Origin of the sequence: Stenotrophomonas sp. TWI602 (assembly GCF_039674045.1) — a bacterium.
In the GTDB taxonomy this organism is placed as follows: Bacteria; Pseudomonadota; Gammaproteobacteria; order Xanthomonadales; family Xanthomonadaceae; genus Stenotrophomonas.
The window spans coordinates 240,029-257,798 of sequence record NZ_JBDJMT010000003.1 but is presented as its reverse complement, the minus strand read 5'-3'; the positions used below and the strand labels follow the sequence as shown (position 1 = coordinate 257,798).

Genomic DNA, 17,770 nt, shown 5'->3' with positions numbered 1-17,770 from the left:
GCTCCTCAAGCAGCGGTGGTAGTGCCGGCCGCTGGCCGGCTCCTCAAGCAGCGGTGGTAGTGCCGGCCGCTGGCCGGCTCCCGGCAGAACAGAAAAGGGCAGCCGCCCGGCGGCCCTTTTCGTTTCCGACCGTGCACCGACCAACGGTCGGTGCCTACCCGTTGCATTGGTGCCACCAGTAGGGCCGGTGATACCCGTTGCATTGGTGCCACCGGTGGGGCCGGTTATCCGCCGCATCGGCGCCGACCCGTGGGCCGGCACCGATCAATGCCTTACAGCGATTCGAAGATACCCGCCGCGCCCATGCCGGTGCCGATGCACATGGTCACCATGCCGTACTTCTGCTGACGACGGCGCAGGCCGTGCAACAGGGTGGCGGTGCGGATCGCGCCGGTGGCGCCCAGCGGGTGGCCCAGGGCGATCGCGCCGCCCAGCGGGTTGACCTTGGACGGGTCCAGGCCGCAATCGCGGATCACCGCCAGCGACTGTGCGGCGAAGGCTTCGTTGAGCTCGATCCAGTCCAGCTGGTCCTGGGTCAGGCCGGCCTGCTTGAGCGCCTTGGGGATCGCGGCGATCGGGCCGATGCCCATCACTTCGGGGCGCACACCGGCGACCGAGAAGCTGACGAAGCGGGCCAGCGGGGTCAGGCCGTAGTCCTTGATCGCCTGCTCGGAGGCCAGCAGCACCGCACCGGCGCCATCGCTCATCTGCGAGGAGTTGCCGGCGGTGACCGTGCCGCCGAACTGGCCGTTGCGGAACACCGGGCGCAGCTTGGCCAGGCCTTCAGCGGACGAATCCAGGCGCGGGCCTTCGTCGGTATCCACGATCGTGTCGCGGGTGATGATGCGGCGGCCGTCGGCCAGGTCCGGCTGGCGGGTGCGCACGTCGTACGGGCTGATCTCGTCCTTGAACTCGCCGTTCTGGATCGCGGCGATGGCCTTCTGGTGCGAGGCGAGGGCGAAGGCGTCCTGCTCCTCACGCGAGACCTTCCATTCTTCGGCGACCTTCTCGGCGGTGATGCCCATGCCGTAGGCGATGGCGACGTGGTCGTTGTCGAACACGCTCGGTGCCATGGCGATCTTGTTGCCCATCATCGGCACCATCGACATCGACTCGGTACCACCGGCCAGCATCAGGTCCGAATTGCCCAGACGGATCTGGTCGGCGGCCATGGCCACGGCCTGCAGGCCGGAGGAGCAGAAGCGGTTGACGGTCTGCGCGGCGATGGTGTCCGGCAGGCCGGCCAGCAGCACGCCGATGCGGGCCACGTTCATGCCCTGCTCGGCTTCCGGCATCGCGCAGCCGATGATCGCGTCATCGATGCGGTTGAGGTCGATGCCCGGCGCCTGTGCGACCACGGAGCGGAGCACATGGGCCAGCATGTCGTCGGGACGGGTATTGCGGAACACGCCCTTGGGCGCCTTGCCCACCGGGGTACGGGTGGCGGCGACGATGTAGGCGTCCTGGATTTGCTTGGTCATTGCAGTGATCTCTCTAAAAGGGTCAGTTGCGCAGCGGCTTGCCGGTCTTGAGCATGTGCGCGATGCGGGCCTGGGTCTTTTCCTGCTGGGCCAGTTCGACGAAGTGCTTGCGCTCCAGCGTCAGCAGCCACTCTTCGTCCACCAGCGTGCCGCGATCCACTTCGCCACCGCACAGCACGGTGGCGATGCGCACGGCGATCTCGTAGTCGTACGGGCTGATGAAGCGGCCTTCCAGCATGTTGACCAGCATCATCTTGAACGTGGCGATGCCGACGTCACCGGCGACCTGGATGCGGCGGGCCGGCATCGGCGGACGGTAGCCACCTTCGGCCAGCGCCAGCACTTCGGCCTTGGCGATGTGCAGCGTCTCGAAGCTGTTGAACGCCACCTTGTCGGTCGCGCGCATCAGGCCCAGTTCCTTGGCGTTGACCGCCGAGTTGGAGACCTTGGCCATCGCGACGGTTTCGAAGGTCTTCTTCAGCTCGGCGAACACGTCACCGCCTGGACCGGCGGCCTGCGAGGCGCGCACGGCCAGTTCCTTCAGGCCACCACCGGCCGGCAGCAGACCCACGCCCGCTTCAACCAGACCGATGTAGCTTTCCAGCGCAGCCACGCTCTTGGCGCTGTGCATCTGGAACTCGCAGCCACCGCCCAAGGCCAGGCCGCGCACCGCGGTCACCACCGGCACCAGCGAATACTTGATCGCCTGGCTGGTGCGCTGGAAGTTGTGCACCATCTCTTCGAACTGGTCCACCTTGCCGGCCTGCAGCAGGCCGAGCGCACCGGACAGATCGGCGCCGGCGGAGAAGGGTTCCTTCTGCTGCCAGATCACCAGGCCCTTGTAGTCCTGCTCGGCGCGCTTGATCGCTTCCTGCAGGCCGTTGAGCACGTGGTCGGACACGGTGTTCATCTTGGTCTTGAAGCTGACCACCGCGATGCCGTCGCCGTCGTGCCACATGCGCACGCCGTCGTTCTCGAACACGGTTTCGCCCGGGCTGAAGGTCTCGCCCAGCAGCGGATCCGGGAAGCGCTGGCGCTGGTACACCGGCAGCGCCGAACGCGGCAGCTTGGCATTGCGCGATGGGCTGTAGCTGCCTTCGGCGGCGTGCACGCCGTCGCGGCCGTCGAACACCCAATCGGGCAGCGGTGCGCTGCTCATGCTCTTGCCGGCCACGATGTCATCGGCGATCCACTGCGCGACCTGCTTCCAGCCGGCGGCCTGCCAGGTTTCGAACGGGCCGAGCGACCAGCCGTAGCCCCAGCGGATGGCCAGATCGACGTCGCGCGCGGTTTCGGCGATGTCGGCCAGGTGGTAGGCGCTGTAGTGGAACAGGTCGCGGAAGGTCGCCCACAGGAACTGCGCCTGCGGGTGCTGGCTTTCGCGCAGCTTGGCGAACTTCTCGGCCGGGTTCTTGATCTTCAGGATCTCGACCACTTCCGGTGCGGCGGTGCGGTCGGCGGGGCGGTAGTCCTGCTTCTCCAGGTCCAGCACCACGATGTCCTTGCCGACCTTGCGGAAGATGCCGGCACCGGTCTTCTGGCCGAGCGCGCCCTTGGAAATCAGCGCGTCCAGCCACTTCGGCGACTTGAAGAATTCATGCCACGGATCGTTGGGCAGGGTGTCGCCCATGGTCTTGATCACGTGGGCCATGGTGTCCAGGCCGACCACGTCGGAGGTGCGGTAGGTGGCGGACTTCGGGCGGCCGACCAGCGGGCCGGTCAGGCCGTCCACTTCATCGAAGCCCAGTCCGAATTCCTGGGTATGGTGGATGGTGGACAGGATCGAGAACACGCCGATGCGGTTGCCGATGAAGTTCGGGGTGTCCTTGGCGTACACCACGCCCTTGCCCAGGGTGGTGACCAGGAACGCTTCCAGGCCTTCCAGCACGGCGGCGTCGGTGGTGGTCGCCGGGATCAGCTCGGCCAGGTGCATGTAGCGCGGCGGGTTGAAGAAATGCACACCGCAGAAGCGGTGGCGCAGCTGTTCTGGCAGTACGTCGGCGAGCTTGTTGATGCCCAGGCCCGAGGTGTTGGAAGCCAGCACGGCGTGATCGGCCACGAACGGGGCGATCTTCTTGTACAGGTCCTGCTTCCAGTCCATCCGTTCGGCGATGGCCTCGATGATCAGGTCGCAGTCCTTCAACTGCTCCAGGCCGGTTTCGTAGTTGGCCGGCGTGATCGCCTCGGCGTAGGACTTGCTGGCGAGCGGGGCAGGGCTGAGCTTGCCCAGGTTGGCAATCGCCTTGAGCACGATGCCATCGGCCGGACCTTCCTTGGCGGGCAGGTCGAACAGCACCGTGTCGACGCCGGCGTTGGTCAGGTGGGCGGCGATCTGGGCACCCATGACGCCGGCACCCAGCACGGCGGCACGGCGGACTAGCAGGGAATTGGACATGTCGATAAGCCTTTGGTTGTCTGGAAGCCGGTCAACGCCCGGCTCTACGGGGTGGAAAGGGAGGTCGTCGAAGCGCTCGAGGCCGCGCTGGCGCGGAATCCGGCTTCGGCGAAATGAATCAGTTCCTGGGCGGCATGGGCACGATGCGCCGCTTCGGTGACACCGGCGGGTCGCTTGATCAGGCCGAAGTCGGCCATCGCGTAAGTCAGCGAGCCGGCGAGGAAATCCAGGCGCCAGTACAGCTCCTCCTTGCTCAGCTCCGGCACGCAGGCGGAGATCGCCTTGCCGAAGTCGCGCAGGACGTGGCCGTAGTGGTCGGACAGGAACTTGCGCAGGTTGTCGTTTTTTTCTGCGTAGGCGCGGGCGATGACCCGCACGAACGCGCCGCCGGTCTGGCGGTCCTGGGCCATCGCCAGCGCCGGCTCGACGAAGGCGGCCAGCACCGGGCGCAGCGCGCCGGGGTGCTCACGGCGTGCAGCCTCCAGCTGGGCCAGGCGGGCCGAGGTCATCTCGTCCATGCGGCGGCGGAAGACCTCGTTGACGAGGTTCTCCTTGGAGCCGAAGTGGTAGTTGACCGCGGCGATGTTCACATCGGCCTGGCTGGTGACCTGGCGCAGCGAGGTGCCCGCGAACCCGTGCAGGGCGAACAGTTCTTCAGCGGCGCCGAGGATGCGGTCCTTGGTGGAGAAGTGGGCAGGTTTGGCCATGGGGCAGGGCAGTTCAATCAAACGATTGTTTGATATTAGACCTGCGGCTGCGGCATCGCATTGTGCGGCGCAGCAGAAATGGGCGTCCGTTCATCCGCCCCCGGGTAGTGCCGGCCGCTGGCCGGCAACCCTTCATTCCCTGAACGGGGCGAGCGATCCCATGCGGTCCAAGCCTGCCACGCAAGGCGTGGCACTACCGGAGATGGGGAGGACACGTTAGAATTGGCGCACGTATATCAGGCTAAGCCCGCGTTTTGACGCGGGTTTTTTTCATGTTAACCTCGGGCCGATCAAGTGGCCCGCCCAACGGAGTATTCCCATGGCGCTGGAGCGCACCCTTTCCATCATCAAGCCGGACGCCGTCGCCAAGAACGTCATCGGCGAAATCTACGCCCGCTTTGAAAAGGCCGGCCTGAAGGTCGTCGCCGCCAAGTACAAGCAGCTGTCGCGCCGTGAAGCCGAAGGCTTCTACGCCGTGCACCGCGAGCGTCCGTTCTTCAACGCGCTGGTCGAGTTCATGATCTCCGGCCCGGTGATGATCCAGGCGCTGGAAGGCGAGAACGCCGTGCTGGCCCACCGCGACCTGCTGGGCGCCACCAACCCGAAGGAAGCCGCCGCAGGCACCATCCGCGCCGACTTCGCTGAATCCATCGATGCCAATGCCGCCCACGGCTCGGACTCGGTTGAGAATGCCGCGATCGAAATCGCCTACTTCTTCGCCGCGACTGAAGTCGTCTCGCGCTGAGAGTGATGCCGTGAACGAGGTCGTACAGCCAACCGCCATCCCATCCGTGCTCGTCTCGAGCCCGGCTGTGGCCAAGCAGAACCTGCTCGACCTCGATCGCGAGGGTCTGGAGCGCTTCTTCGCCGAGACACTCGGCGAAGCGCGCTACCGTGCCCACCAGGTGATGAAGTGGATCCACCATCACTACGTCACCGATTTCGATGACATGACCGACCTCGGCAAGGCGTTGCGCGCCAAGCTCAAGCAGCATGCCGAGGTGCTGGTTCCGAACATCGTGTTCGACAAGCCCTCCGCCGATGGCACCCACAAGTGGCTGCTGGCCATGGGCACCGACGGCAAGAACGCGATTGAAGCGGTCTACATCCCGGACAAGAACCGCGGCACGCTGTGCGTATCGTCGCAGGTCGGCTGCGCGCTGAACTGCACCTTCTGTTCGACCGCCACCCAGGGCTTCAACCGCAACCTGTCCACCGCCGAGATCATCGGCCAGGTGTGGGTCGCGGCGCGCCATCTGGGCAACATCCCGCACAAGCAGCGTCGTCTCACCAATGTGGTGATGATGGGCATGGGCGAGCCGTTGATGAATTTCGACAACGTCGTGCGCGCCATGAGCGTGATGCGCGACGATCTGGGCTATGGCCTGGCCAACAAGCGCGTGACGCTGTCCACCTCCGGCCTGGTGCCGCAGATCGACCGCCTCTCCACCGAGAGTGACGTGTCGCTGGCGGTGTCGCTGCATGCGCCCAACGATGCACTGCGCGAGACCCTGGTCCCGCTCAACAAGAAGTACCCGATCGTCGAGCTGATGGCCTCGTGCGCACGTTACCTGCGCGCCAACAAGCGCCGCGAATCGGTCACCTTCGAATACACCCTGATGAAGGGCATCAATGACCAGCCCGAGCACGCCCGCCAGCTGGCGCGGCTGATGCGCCAGTTCGACAACGCCGTACAGGCCTCGAACTCGGGCAAGGTCAACCTGATTCCGTTCAATCCATTCCCGGGCACGCGCTATGAGCGCTCCGGCGAAACCGACATCCGCGCCTTCCAGAAGATCCTGCTCGATGCGAAGGTGCTGACGATGGTGCGACGCACCCGTGGCGACGACATCGATGCCGCCTGCGGCCAGCTCAAGGGCCAGGTCATGGATCGCACGCGCCGCCAGGCCGAGTTCAATAAAACGCTGCAGGACGGGAAAGGCCGGGATGCGGCTGCCTGATTGCCGATTGCCAGCCGTTGTTTTCCTCGCGCTGGCAGTGGTCGGCTGTGGCAAGCAAGGCATCAAACCGCCGTCCGGGCCCCTTGAGGTCGCGCCGACCTATGAGGCCCGGGACAACCCTGAGATCCGCAAGCGCGTGAACTACCAGGACCAGATGGTCCTGGCTGGCGAATCGCTGCGCGCAGGTGCCCCGGATGCCGCCGAGAAGCGGGTGCGGGCGGCCATGAAGATCGATGCGCGGCGTCCCGAGGCCTATATGCTGCTGGCGGCCATCGCCGCCCAGCGCGGCAACGAGGCCGAGGCCGGCCAGCTGTACGCCAAGGCCGCTGAGCTGGGCCCGGAGCGCGGCGACGTCCTCAACAATTATGGCGCGTGGCTATGTGCTCATGGCCGGCCGGCCGAGTCGCTGGTCTGGTTCGACCGGGCGCTGCAGACCCCGGGCTACACCACGCCGGCGTCCGCCCTGGCCAATGCCGGTGGCTGTGCGCTGGACGCAGGCCAGCCCGAACGGGCCGTGCCGGACCTGCGACGGGCGCTTGAGATAGATCCCGTCAATGCCTATGCGCTGGAGTCGATGGCCCGCAACGAGTACGCCCAAGGGCGCTATTTCGAGGCCCGGGCCTTTTCGCAACGGCGTTTGACGGCTGCACCGGCCACACGTTCCGTGTTACAACTTGCCTCTCAAATCGAGGCGCGGCTTGGCGACAGCGTGGCATCCGGTCGCTATCTGCAGCGAATTCATGACGAATTTCCGCAGGATGCGGCACCTAATCCCCGGGGTTGAAGCATTGTGATTGATGACCAGACTGTGAACGCTTTTGATACTGCGGCCGGTTGCGGAGCTCGTCTTCGCCAGGCCCGGGAAGCGGCCGGACTGACCCTGGAGGCGGTGGGGCAGCGGCTGCATATGCCGGTTCAGGTACTCAAGTCCCTCGAAGAAGAACAGTGGCAGCGTCTCGGCGCGCCGGTCTTCGTCCGCGGCCAGCTGCGCAGTTATGCCCGCCTGCTCAAGGTGGACATCGGCGAGATCCTCGAGCAGGCGCATATCGGGCCGATCGTGCCGCCGCAGCTGGTCAGCCACACCCATACCCCGCGGGCCCGGCGCATTGCCGAGAGCCTGGGGCGTCGTGTCCTGTATGTCGGCATCACCGCCGTTCTGGCCGTGCCGGTCTGGTTCGCCACCCGCGGCCATTTCGATGGCACGGCGACCACCCCGAACACCGCCTCGCTGGATGTGATCCCGGCGGCGGTACCGGTGGCCGGTGGCGACACCCCGGACCCGGCCGCACCGGTGGCGGTCGAAGCGGCCAAGCCTTCGGCACCGGCGGCGCCGTATCTGGCATCGCTGACCCCGGTTCCGCGTCCGGCCGCTGCGCCGGCATCGCAGGCCGGCGCCCTGAGCCTGCAGTTCAAAGGCGACAGCTGGGTGGATATTTCCGGGCCCGACGGCACCACCGTCGAAAAGGCCCTGATCAAGTCGGGCGAGACCCGAAGCTTCGCGCCAGGCCAGGTGGCCCGCATGGTGCTGGGCAATGCATCGGCGGTCGAGGTTCAGCAGGCCGGCACTATCGTCGACCTTTCGCCGTACCAGCGAGCCAACGTGGCACGCTTTACGGTATCCTCTGACGGCTCCGTGGTCCCAGTTTCGCACTGAACCGCGTTTCCCCAATCCAATTCAAATAGCTCCTCCTCATGGGCGGGGCGAGAGTACGCATGGCGATCGACGACCTGCTCGACGAGCACGAACAAAGTGAACGCGTCCGCGGCTGGCTGCGGAAGAACGGTGTCAGCATCCTCGCTGGCGTAGCCATCGCGATTGGTGGCATATGGGGCTGGAAAGAGTGGCAGACCCGGCACAGCAACAGCCTGGCCGGCGCCAACGTCCAATACCAGATCGTCCTCAAGAGCCTGGAAGAAAAGGATCTGGAGCAGGCCGCCAAAGGTGTGAAGGACCTGGAAAGCGGCAAGGCCAACATCTATGCCGATCTGGCCGCACTGCAGCTGGCCAAGGCCCAGGTCGATGCCGGCAAGAACGAAGACGCGCTGGCGACCCTGCGCGCGATCAAGGCCGACCCCGAATTCAAGCCGGTGATCGAGCAGCGCGTTGCGCGCCTGCTGGTGGCCACCGGCAAGACCGAGGATGCGATCAAGCAGCTCGGCACCGCAACCGACAGCGCCAGCCTGGAAATCCATGGCGACGCACTGATGGCGCAGGGCAAGCGTGATGCCGCCCGCGAGCAGTATGAGAAGGCGCTCAAGACGCTGGACGTGGCAGCGCCCCAGCGGCGCCTGCTGGAAACCAAGTTGACGGATGCCGGTGGCACCGTCACCGATCCTGCGGAGTCGGTGTAATGAATCAGATGGTCATGATCAAGCGCGTTGCCACGGTTGCCCTGTTGGGCATGGCCCTGACCGGCTGCAGCACGATGAAGGGCTGGTTCGCCGGCAAAGATGCGGCGGCCAAGAAGGCGCTGGAGCCGGCCGAGCTGGTCAAGTTCGATGCCACCGCCAAGGTCGACAAGATCTGGACGGCCAACGTCGGCAAGGGTGAGAAGCGCATCGGCGTCCGTCAGGGCCCGGTGGTCGCCGATGGTCGCGTGTACGCGGCCGCCATCTACGGTGGCGTGCATGCCATCGACCTGCAGACCGGCAAGAAGATCTGGACCTATGAACCGGCCAAGGTGAAGAAGCAGCCCAAGCTGCGTCTGTCCGGTGGCCCGGGCGTGGGTGACGGCCTGGTCGTCATCGGCACCCTGGATGGCGAAGTCATCGCGTTGAACGCGGCCGACGGCACTGAGAAGTGGCGTGCCAAGGTGCCGGGTGAAGTGATCTCCGCGCCGGCCGTGGGCCAGGGCATGGTGTTCGTGCGCAGCAACGACGGTCGCGTGACCGGCCTGGATGCCGAAAATGGCACCCAGCGCTGGTTCAACCCGCGCGAGCTGCCGGCACTGACCGTGCGTGGCAACGCGCCGGTCGTCGCCGGCCCGGGCGTGCTGTTCATCGGTAACGACGACGGTTCCATCGCCGCGCTGGCCATGCAGGACGGCCGCACGCTGTGGGACCAGATGGTCGGCACCGGCGAAGGCCGTACCGAGCTGGAGCGCATGGCCGATATCGATGGCGCCCCGGTGCTGGAAGGCAATACGCTGTTCGTCAGCAGTTTCAAGAACCAGACCATGGCGATCGAAGGCCCGACCGGCCGTCCGCTGTGGGCACGTGATCATGGTGGCGCCGGTGGCGTGGCCCTGACCTCGAGCAATGTGTTCGTCACCGACAACAAGGGCGGCGTGTTCGGCCTGGACAAGGCCAGCGGTTCGGCCATGTGGTCGCAGACGGGCCTGGCCCGTCGTTCGCTGACCGGTCCGGTCATCCACGGCGATTACGTTGTGGTCGGTGATTACAAGGGGTATCTGCACTGGTTGCGGACCGATAACGGTGAGTTCGCGGCGCGCGCCAAGAGTGGCGGCGACGCCCTCCTGGCACAGCCGGTAGCTGCCGATGGGATTCTGCTGGTGCAGAACGTTGATGGAAAGCTGACCGCGTTCCGGTTGGCACAATAAGGAGTTACCGCGATGCTGCCCTTGGTCGCCCTGGTTGGACGGCCGAATGTCGGCAAGTCCACGCTGTTCAATGCGTTTACCCGTACGCGCGACGCGCTGGTCCATGACCAGCCCGGCGTGACCCGGGACCGTAATTACGGTGTTTGTCGTCTTGATGAAGACCACCCGTTCCTGGTGGTCGATACCGGCGGTATCGCCGGTGAAGAAGAAGGTCTGGCCGGCGCTACTGCCCGCCAGGCCCGCGCCGCCGCCGCCGAGGCGGACCTGATCCTGTTCGTGGTCGATGCCCGTGAGGGCCCGATGGACGACGAGATCCTGTCCTGGCTGCGCAAACTGGCCCGTCCGACCCTGCTGCTGATCAACAAGATCGACGGCATGAACGAAGACACCGTGCGTTCGGAGTTTGCCCGTTACGGCTTCAGCGAAATGCTGACCGTCTCGGCCGCGCACCGTCAGGGCCTGGATGATCTGCTGGACGAGGTCGTGGAACGGTTGCCGGAAGAGGGCACCACCGAGACCCTGGACACCGATCCGAACCGCATTCGCATCGCCTTCGTCGGCCGCCCCAACGTGGGCAAGTCGACGCTGGTCAATCGTCTGCTCGGCGAAGAGCGCATGATCGCCTCCGAAGTGCCCGGTACCACCCGTGATTCGATCGCGGTGGACATGGAGCGTGACGGGCGCGAGTACCGCCTGATCGATACCGCGGGCCTGCGTCGCAAGGCGCGCGTCGAGGAAGTGGTCGAGAAGTTCAGCGTCATCAAGACCCTTCAGGCCATCGAGCAGTGCCAGGTCGCGGTGCTGATGCTCGATGCCTCTGAAGGTGTCACCGATCAGGACGCCAGCGTGCTGGGTGCGGTGCTCGATGCCGGCCGTGCCTTGGTGGTGGCGATCAACAAGTGGGATGGCCTGACCGATTACCAGCGCGAGCAGGCTGAAGCACTGGTGTCGCGCAAGCTCGGCTTCGTGCCGTGGGCCGAAGTGGTGCGCATCTCGGCCAAGCACGGCTCGGGCCTGCGTGAGCTGTTCCGCTGCATCCACGCCGCGCATGCCTCGGCGACGCATGAGTTCAGCACCAGCGAAGTCAACAAGGCGCTGGAAACGGCCTACGAGACCAACCCGCCGCCGGCGATCCGTGGTCACGTGTCCAAGCTGCGCTACGTGCATCCGGGCGGTTCCAACCCGCCGACCTTCATCGTCCACGGCACCCGTCTGAAAGACCTGCCGGAGTCGTACAAGCGCTATCTGGAGAACTTCTTCCGCAAGCGCTTCAAGCTGGTCGGCACGCCCGTGCAGTTCATCTTCCGCGAGGGTGTGAACCCGTACGAGGGCAAGAAGAACGTGCTCACCGAACGTCAGCTCAAGCGCAAGCGCCGCTTGATCAAGCACGTCAAGGGCAAGTGATGCAGAAAGAGCCGGCGCAAGCCGGCTCTTTTCATTTGGGGCTGCCGGCCAGTGGCCGCACGCAGCGGTAGTGCCGGCCGCTGGCCGGCAACCCGGACAAACCGGCGGCCGGCGCGCCCGTGCGCGATAATCCCCGCATGAGCACGATCCCCGAACTCACCCCTGCGCAGGTCCGCGAACGCCTCGCCCAGGGCGCACTGCTGATCGACGTCCGAGAGGCGCACGAGCGTGCCACCGGCATGGCCGAAGGCGCCCTCGGCATCGCCACGGGCGATCTCCAGGCCGAACCCGGCACGCACCTGCCGGCCATCGACCGCGAGGTCGTCCTGATCTGCCAGAGCGGCAAGCGCTCGATGGAGGCCGCGAACGTCCTGGCCGGTCTCGGCTATACGCATGTCGCCTCCGTCCACGGCGGCACGTCCGCGTGGCGCGCTGACGGGCTGCCGTTGGTGCAGCCGATGCAGAGCGACGCCGAGCGCGATTTCAACGAACGGTACTCGCGTCATCTGCTGTTGCCGCAGGTGGGCGTCCAGGGCCAGAAGACGCTGCTCGCCTCGCGCGTGCTGGTGCTCGGCGCCGGCGGTCTGGGCGCCCCGGCCAGCTTCTATCTGGCCGCGGCCGGGGTAGGGCACCTGCGCATCGCCGACGACGACGTGGTGGATCGCAGCAACCTGCATCGGCAGATCATCCATACCGACGCCAGCGTCGGCGAGCCCAAGGTGCGCTCCGCCCGCGCGCGCCTGCTCGCGCTCAATCCTTCGCTGGATGTGGAGGCCGTGCAGGCGCGGGTCACCTCGGACAACATCGATGCGCTGCTCGAGGGGGTCGACGTGGTGCTGGATGGCTCGGACAACTTCCCGCTGCGTTATCTGCTCAACGATGCCTGCCTCCAGCACGGCATCCCGCTGGTGTATGGCGCGGTGGAGCGCTTTACCGGCCAGGTCAGTGTGTTCGATGCCGGTCGCCAGCGTGGCACTGCGCCCTGCTACCGCTGCCTGTTCCCGGAGCCGCCGCCGCCCGAGTTCGCGCCCAACTGCTCGGAGGCCGGGGTCCTCGGCGTGCTGCCGGGCATGGTCGGTCTGCTGCAGGCCACCGAAGTGCTCAAGCTGCTGCTCGGCATCGGCGAGCCACTGATCGGACGCCTGCTGACCTTCGATGCGCTGGGCATGCGCTTCCGCGAGACGCGGCTCAGGCCGGACCCGGCCTGTCCGCTCTGCGCGCCCGGGCGCGCGTTCCCTGGGTACATCGATTACGCCGCGTTCTGCAGCGGCGCGTAGATCCACGCCATGCGTGGATGCGGTTCGCCGGGACGCTATGCGTGGATGCCGTTGGCGAGGGGCCGCCGGGTGAGCGCAGCCACGCGTGGCGTGGCTCTACCGGTGGGTTCGGTGGCGATTTCGGGACGATGTGGCATCCAGATTCAATATCGTTCTGAATTCAGCACGATAAAACGCATCATCCGCGCTATTGCCCTTCACCGCTTTGCCCTATCGTTGACCCATCTTGTGTAGTCCGGGGAAACAACCGCATGGCGGTGGAAGCAGGTGCCAGTGAACTGGTGAAAGTCGTCGCTCTGCTGGGCGCGGCAGTGGTCATGGTGCCGCTGTTCCGCCGGCTGGGGTTGGGCTCGGTGCTGGGCTATTTCGCCGCGGGCCTGGCCATCGGCCCGTTCGGGTTCGGCTGGTTCTCCGATCCGCAGGCCATCCTGCATACCGCCGAGCTCGGCGTGGTGATGTTCCTGTTCGTGATCGGCCTGGAGATGCGGCCCTCGCACCTGTGGAGTCTGCGCAACGAGATCTTCGGCCTGGGCACGCTGCAGATCGTGGTCTGCGGCGCGGTGCTGACCGGCGTGTGCATGCTGCTCGGCTTCCCCTTGCCGGTGGCCTTCATCGGCGCCGCCGGGTTCGTGTTGACCTCCACCGCGGTGGTGATGCAACTGCTTGCCGAACGCGGCGACATCGCGCTGCCGACCGGCCAGAAGATCGTCTCGATCCTGCTGTTCGAAGATCTGCTGATCGTGCCTCTGCTGGCGGTGGTCGCGTTCATGGCGCCGGTGCACAGTGATGCGGGCGAGAGCTCGCGCTGGGTCACCGTGGGTATCGCTGCCGGTGCGATCGTCGGCCTGGTGCTGGTCGGCCGCTTCCTGCTCAATCCGTTGTTCCGCATCCTCGCCGCCGCCAAGGCGCGCGAGGTGATGACGGCCGCTGCCCTGCTGGTCGTGCTCGGCGCCGCGCTGCTGATGCAGCTGGGCGGGTTGTCGATGGCGATGGGCGCGTTCCTCGCGGGCGTGCTGCTCAGCGAATCCACCTTCCGCCACCAGATCGAAGCGGACATCGAGCCGTTCCGCGGCATCCTGCTCGGCTTGTTCTTCCTCAGCGTCGGGATGGCGTTGGACCTCACCGTCGTGGCCAACAACTGGCCGCTGATCGTCTCCGGCGTGTTCGCGCTGATGCTGGCCAAGGCGGTCTGCATCTACGTGGTCGCGCGCATCCTGGGCAGTGATCATCGGCAGGCGCTGGACCGTGGCGTGGTGATGGCGCAGGGCGGCGAGTTCGCCTTCGTGCTGTTCTCCGCCGCGGCGGTGGCCGGTGTGATCGACGTACAGGTCAACGCCAATCTGACCGCGATCGTGGTGCTTTCGATGGCGCTGACGCCGCTGTTCGTGCTGCTGCACGACAAGCTGATGCCGGACCGGGAAGTCTCGCTCGATGGCGTCGAAGAAGCCGACGGCTTGTCCGGCAGCGTGCTGCTGATCGGCTTTGGTCGCTTCGGCCAGGTGGCGAGTCAGTCGCTGCTGGCGCGCGATGTGGATGTGACCATCATCGACAACGACGTGGACATGATCCACAACGCCGAGCGCTTCGGGTTCAAGATCTACTACGGCGACGGTACCCGGCTGGATGTACTGCATGCGTCCGGCGCGGGGTCGGCGCGTGCGATCGCGGTGTGCGTCAACAGCGACCAGGATGCCGATCGCATCGTCGAGCTGGTCACCCACGAGTTCCCCCAGGCCAAGCTGCTGGTGCGCTCGTTCGATCGCGAGCATTCGCTGCGCCTGATCCATGCCGGCGTGGACTTCCAGATCCGCGAGACCTTCGAGTCGGCGCTGCAGTTCGGCCAGGCCGCGTTGATGGAGCTGGGTGCCGATCCGGACGATGCGCGTGAGATCGCCGAGCAGATCCGCGAGCGTGATGCGGAACGCTTCGAGCTGGAGATGGCGGGCGGAGACCTGCGCGCCGGGGCGCACATGGTGTTCGGCACGGCGCTGCCCGGCGTGCCCACGCCGACCCCGTTCACCGCGCCCAAGCGCAAAGCGCGCACGCTCAACGCGGACGAGGTGCCGGAAGAGGAATAAGCAGGGTAGTGCCGGCCGCTGGCCGGTACCCAGGTGGGCCCATCCCACGTGCCGGCCAGCGGCCGGCACTACCGGTGGGCGGGGCGGGCCGAATCAGGGACAATAGCCGACCGTCGCCCCCACGCCTGCCGCCCTCGATGAGCTCACCGACTTCCGACACCGCTTCTTCCGCCCGCATTCTCGACGGCCGCCGCATCGCCGAAGACCTGCTGGACAGCCTCAAGGTCCGGGTGGACGCCCGCCTGGCTGCCGGTGGCAGCCGTCCGGGCCTGGCCGTGGTGCTGGTCGGTGGCGATCCGGCGTCGACCGTGTACGTGCGCAACAAGCGCCGCGCGGCCGAGAAAGTGGGCATCGAAGCCTTTGATTACGATCTGCCGGCCGGCACCACCGAGGCCGAGCTGCTGACGTTGATCGACCAGCTCAACGCCGATCCGAAGATCCACGGCATCCTGGTGCAGCTGCCGCTGCCGGGCATCCCGGACGCCAATCGCCTGATCCACCGCATCGACCCGCGCAAGGACGTTGACGGCTTCCACCCGGAAAACGTCGGCCATCTTGCCCTGCGCGAGTTCGGCCTGCGCCCGTGCACGCCGCGCGGCATCGTGACCCTGCTGGGCCATACCGACCAGCCGGTGCGCGGTCGCAACGCCACCATCGTCGGCGTCAGCAACCACGTCGGCCGCCCGATGGGCCTGGAGCTGCTGATCGCCGGCTGCACCGTGACCAGCTGCCACAAGTTCACCCCCAAGGACGTGCTGGAGCAGTCGGTGCGCAACGCCGACATCCTGGTGGTCGCCGTGGGCCGCCCGGGCATCGTCCCGGGCGAGTGGGTCAAGCCGGGCGCCGTGGTGATCGACGTGGGCATCAACCGCCTGGAGGATGGCCGCCTGGTCGGCGATGTCGGCTTTGAGGCCGCCGCCCAGCGCGCCAGCTGGATCACCCCGGTCCCGGGCGGGGTAGGGCCGATGACCGTGGCCACGTTGATGCAGAACACGATCGAGGCAGCCGAGGCGTTCTGACCGCCCTGTGCCGACCCACGGTCGGCACCTCCCGCGGCCGCGCTTCCGGGCCGACCGACACCTGCCGCCCCTGGTAGAGCCGACCGTTGGTCGGCTGCTGTTGGCGCGGTGGCAGGGCGATCCAGGCGCAGCCGACCAACGGTCGGCTCTACGGGCTCAGACGGCGCCGACAGGCGCAGCCGACCAACGGTCGGCTCTACCCGATCCGGGCGCAGCCGACCAACGGTCGGCTCTACCGGGTTCGTCGGCGCGACACAGCGTCGCACCTGCCCCCTGCCAAAGACGCCCGAATCAGGGTAAAATGTCGCGCTTCCCCACATCTCGGGTATGCCGATGCTGCGCATCCAGGCTGAAGCTCTCACCTACGACGACGTCTCCCTCGTCCCCGCTCATTCCATCATCCTGCCCAAGGATGTCAGTCTGGAAACGCGCCTGACGCGCGACCTGCGGCTGAAGCTTCCGATCCTCTCGGCTGCCATGGATACCGTCACCGAAGCCCGCCTGGCCATCGCCATGGCCCAGCTCGGCGGCATGGGCATCATCCACAAGAATCTGAGCGTCGAGCAGCAGGCTGCCGAAGTCGCCAAGGTCAAGAAGTTCGAGGCCGGCGTCATCCGCGACCCGATCACCGTCGGCCCGGAGACCACCATCCGCGACGTGCTGGCCCTGACCCAGGCGCGCAACATCTCCGGTGTGCCGGTAGTGGACGGCGGCGGCCAGCTGGTCGGCATCGTCACCCACCGTGACATGCGCTTCGAGACCGAGCTGGACGATCCGGTCCGCCACATCATGACCAAGAAGGATCGGCTGATCACGGTCAAGGAAGGCGCGGCCTCCGATGAAGTGCTGCAGCTGCTGCACCGCAACCGCATCGAGAAGATCCTGGTCGTCAACGATGAGTTCGCCCTGCGCGGCCTGATCACCGTCAAGGACATCCAGAAGAACACCGATTACCCGAACGCCGCCAAGGACACCGCCACCCGCCTGCTGGTCGGCGCGGCCGTCGGCGTCGGTGGCGATACCGACCGCCGGGTCGAGGCGCTGGTCGCCGCCGGGGTGGACGTGCTGGTGGTGGACACCGCGCACGGCCACTCGCAGGGCGTGCTGGACCGCGTCAGCTGGGTCAAGAAGCACTTCCCGCAGGTGCAGGTTGTCGGTGGCAACATCTGCACCGGTGAAGCCGCACTGGCGCTGCTGGACAGCGGCGCGGACGCAGTCAAGGTCGGCATCGGCCCGGGCTCGATCTGCACCACGCGCGTCGTCGCCGGCGTTGGCGTGCCGCAGATCACCGCGATCGACCTGGTCGCCGAGGCGCTGCAGGACCGCATCCCGCTGATCGCCGACGGTGGCATCCGCTACTCCGGTGACATCGGCAAGGCGCTCGCCGCCGGTGCCTCCACCATCATGATCGGTGGCCTGCTGGCCGGTACCGAGGAATCGCCCGGCGAGACCGAGCTGTTCCAGGGCCGCTCCTACAAGAGCTACCGCGGCATGGGCTCGCTGGCCGCGATGGAGAAGGGCTCCAAGGACCGCTACTTCCAGGACGCCTCCAGCGCCGACAAGCTGGTGCCCGAAGGCATCGAAGGCCGCGTGCCGTATCGCGGCCCGGTCGGCGGCATCATCCACCAGCTGATGGGCGGCCTGCGCGCCACCATGGGTTACGTGGGCTGCGGCACCGTCGAAGACATGCGCAGCAAGCCGAAGTTCGTCAAGATCAGCGGCGCCGGCCAACGTGAGAGCCACGTCCACGACGTGCAGATCACCAAAGAGCCGCCGAACTACCGCGCCTGATGCGGCATGAGCAAAGAGGAACGAGGAAGCTGATTCCCGTTCCTCTTTCTCTATCCGCCGCCGGTAACGACGCTGTGTTTCCCGTATTTACTCCTGC

Annotated in this window: 14 protein-coding genes; 11 read left to right on the top strand and 3 right to left on the bottom strand. The window is 66.5% G+C overall.

Going from position 1 to position 17,770, the window contains the following annotated elements; all coding sequences use genetic code 11:
- Window positions 1-272: 272 nt before the first annotated feature.
- Genes ABE483_RS05725 through ABE483_RS05715 form a run of 3 tightly spaced genes read right to left on the bottom strand, consistent with a single transcriptional unit; the run spans window position 273 to window position 4,583 of the window.
- Complete coding sequence (locus ABE483_RS05725; RefSeq protein WP_141058424.1) at window positions 273-1,481, bottom strand: acetyl-CoA C-acyltransferase; 1,209 nt, start codon at window positions 1,479-1,481, stop codon at window positions 273-275.
- A 22-nt stretch (window positions 1,482-1,503) separates the two neighbouring features.
- Complete coding sequence (locus tag ABE483_RS05720) at window positions 1,504-3,876, bottom strand: 3-hydroxyacyl-CoA dehydrogenase/enoyl-CoA hydratase family protein (protein WP_346481320.1); 2,373 nt, start codon at window positions 3,874-3,876, stop codon at window positions 1,504-1,506.
- A 44-nt stretch (window positions 3,877-3,920) separates the two neighbouring features.
- Window positions 3,921-4,583: a TetR family transcriptional regulator gene (locus ABE483_RS05715; protein WP_313212322.1), complete on the bottom strand. Its 663-nt coding sequence runs from the start codon at window positions 4,581-4,583 to the stop codon at window positions 3,921-3,923.
- Between the two features lie 319 nt (window positions 4,584-4,902).
- Here ABE483_RS05715 and ndk point away from each other — a divergent pair, with 319 nt between their 5' ends.
- From ndk to guaB, 11 genes are all read left to right on the top strand, one after another.
- The gene (gene ndk / locus ABE483_RS05710) at window positions 4,903-5,328 is read left to right on the top strand and encodes a nucleoside-diphosphate kinase (protein WP_008265389.1); all 426 of its coding nucleotides are present in this window, start codon (window positions 4,903-4,905) and stop codon (window positions 5,326-5,328) included.
- Window positions 5,329-5,338: 10 nt separating this feature from the next.
- Window positions 5,339-6,544, top strand: a complete 1,206-nt coding sequence (rlmN, locus tag ABE483_RS05705; protein WP_346465208.1) for a 23S rRNA (adenine(2503)-C(2))-methyltransferase RlmN — start codon at window positions 5,339-5,341, stop codon at window positions 6,542-6,544.
- Window positions 6,531-7,328, top strand: coding sequence for a type IV pilus biogenesis/stability protein PilW (pilW, locus tag ABE483_RS05700; RefSeq protein WP_346481319.1), 798 nt, complete (start codon window positions 6,531-6,533; stop codon window positions 7,326-7,328). Before rlmN ends, pilW begins: the two co-directional genes overlap by 14 nt.
- A gap of 6 nt (window positions 7,329-7,334) precedes the next feature.
- Complete coding sequence (locus ABE483_RS05695) at window positions 7,335-8,198, top strand: RodZ domain-containing protein (RefSeq protein ID WP_346481318.1); 864 nt, start codon at window positions 7,335-7,337, stop codon at window positions 8,196-8,198.
- Between the two features lie 59 nt (window positions 8,199-8,257).
- Window positions 8,258-8,896, top strand: a complete 639-nt coding sequence (locus ABE483_RS05690; protein WP_019183086.1) for a tetratricopeptide repeat protein — start codon at window positions 8,258-8,260, stop codon at window positions 8,894-8,896.
- Window positions 8,896-10,104: an outer membrane protein assembly factor BamB gene (gene bamB, locus ABE483_RS05685; protein ID WP_313212316.1), complete on the top strand. Its 1,209-nt coding sequence runs from the start codon at window positions 8,896-8,898 to the stop codon at window positions 10,102-10,104. Before ABE483_RS05690 ends, bamB begins: the two co-directional genes overlap by 1 nt.
- Window positions 10,105-10,116: 12 nt before the next feature.
- Window positions 10,117-11,508 carry a ribosome biogenesis GTPase Der gene (der, locus tag ABE483_RS05680; RefSeq protein ID WP_259261070.1) on the top strand — a complete coding sequence of 464 codons (1,392 nt, stop codon included), beginning with the start codon at window positions 10,117-10,119 and terminating at the stop codon, window positions 11,506-11,508.
- Between the two features lie 137 nt (window positions 11,509-11,645).
- Entirely contained in the window at window positions 11,646-12,785 is a 1,140-nt protein-coding gene (moeB, locus tag ABE483_RS05675) for a molybdopterin-synthase adenylyltransferase MoeB (protein ID WP_346481317.1), read from the top strand.
- Between the two features lie 251 nt (window positions 12,786-13,036).
- Window positions 13,037-14,863, top strand: coding sequence for a monovalent cation:proton antiporter-2 (CPA2) family protein (locus tag ABE483_RS05670; RefSeq protein WP_313212314.1), 1,827 nt, complete (start codon window positions 13,037-13,039; stop codon window positions 14,861-14,863).
- A gap of 137 nt (window positions 14,864-15,000) precedes the next feature.
- Window positions 15,001-15,882, top strand: a complete 882-nt coding sequence (gene folD, locus ABE483_RS05665) for a bifunctional methylenetetrahydrofolate dehydrogenase/methenyltetrahydrofolate cyclohydrolase FolD (RefSeq protein ID WP_346463082.1) — start codon at window positions 15,001-15,003, stop codon at window positions 15,880-15,882.
- A gap of 333 nt (window positions 15,883-16,215) precedes the next feature.
- Entirely contained in the window at window positions 16,216-17,673 is a 1,458-nt protein-coding gene (guaB, locus tag ABE483_RS05660; protein WP_123729717.1) for an IMP dehydrogenase, read from the top strand.
- The last annotated feature ends 97 nt before the right edge of the window (window positions 17,674-17,770 follow it).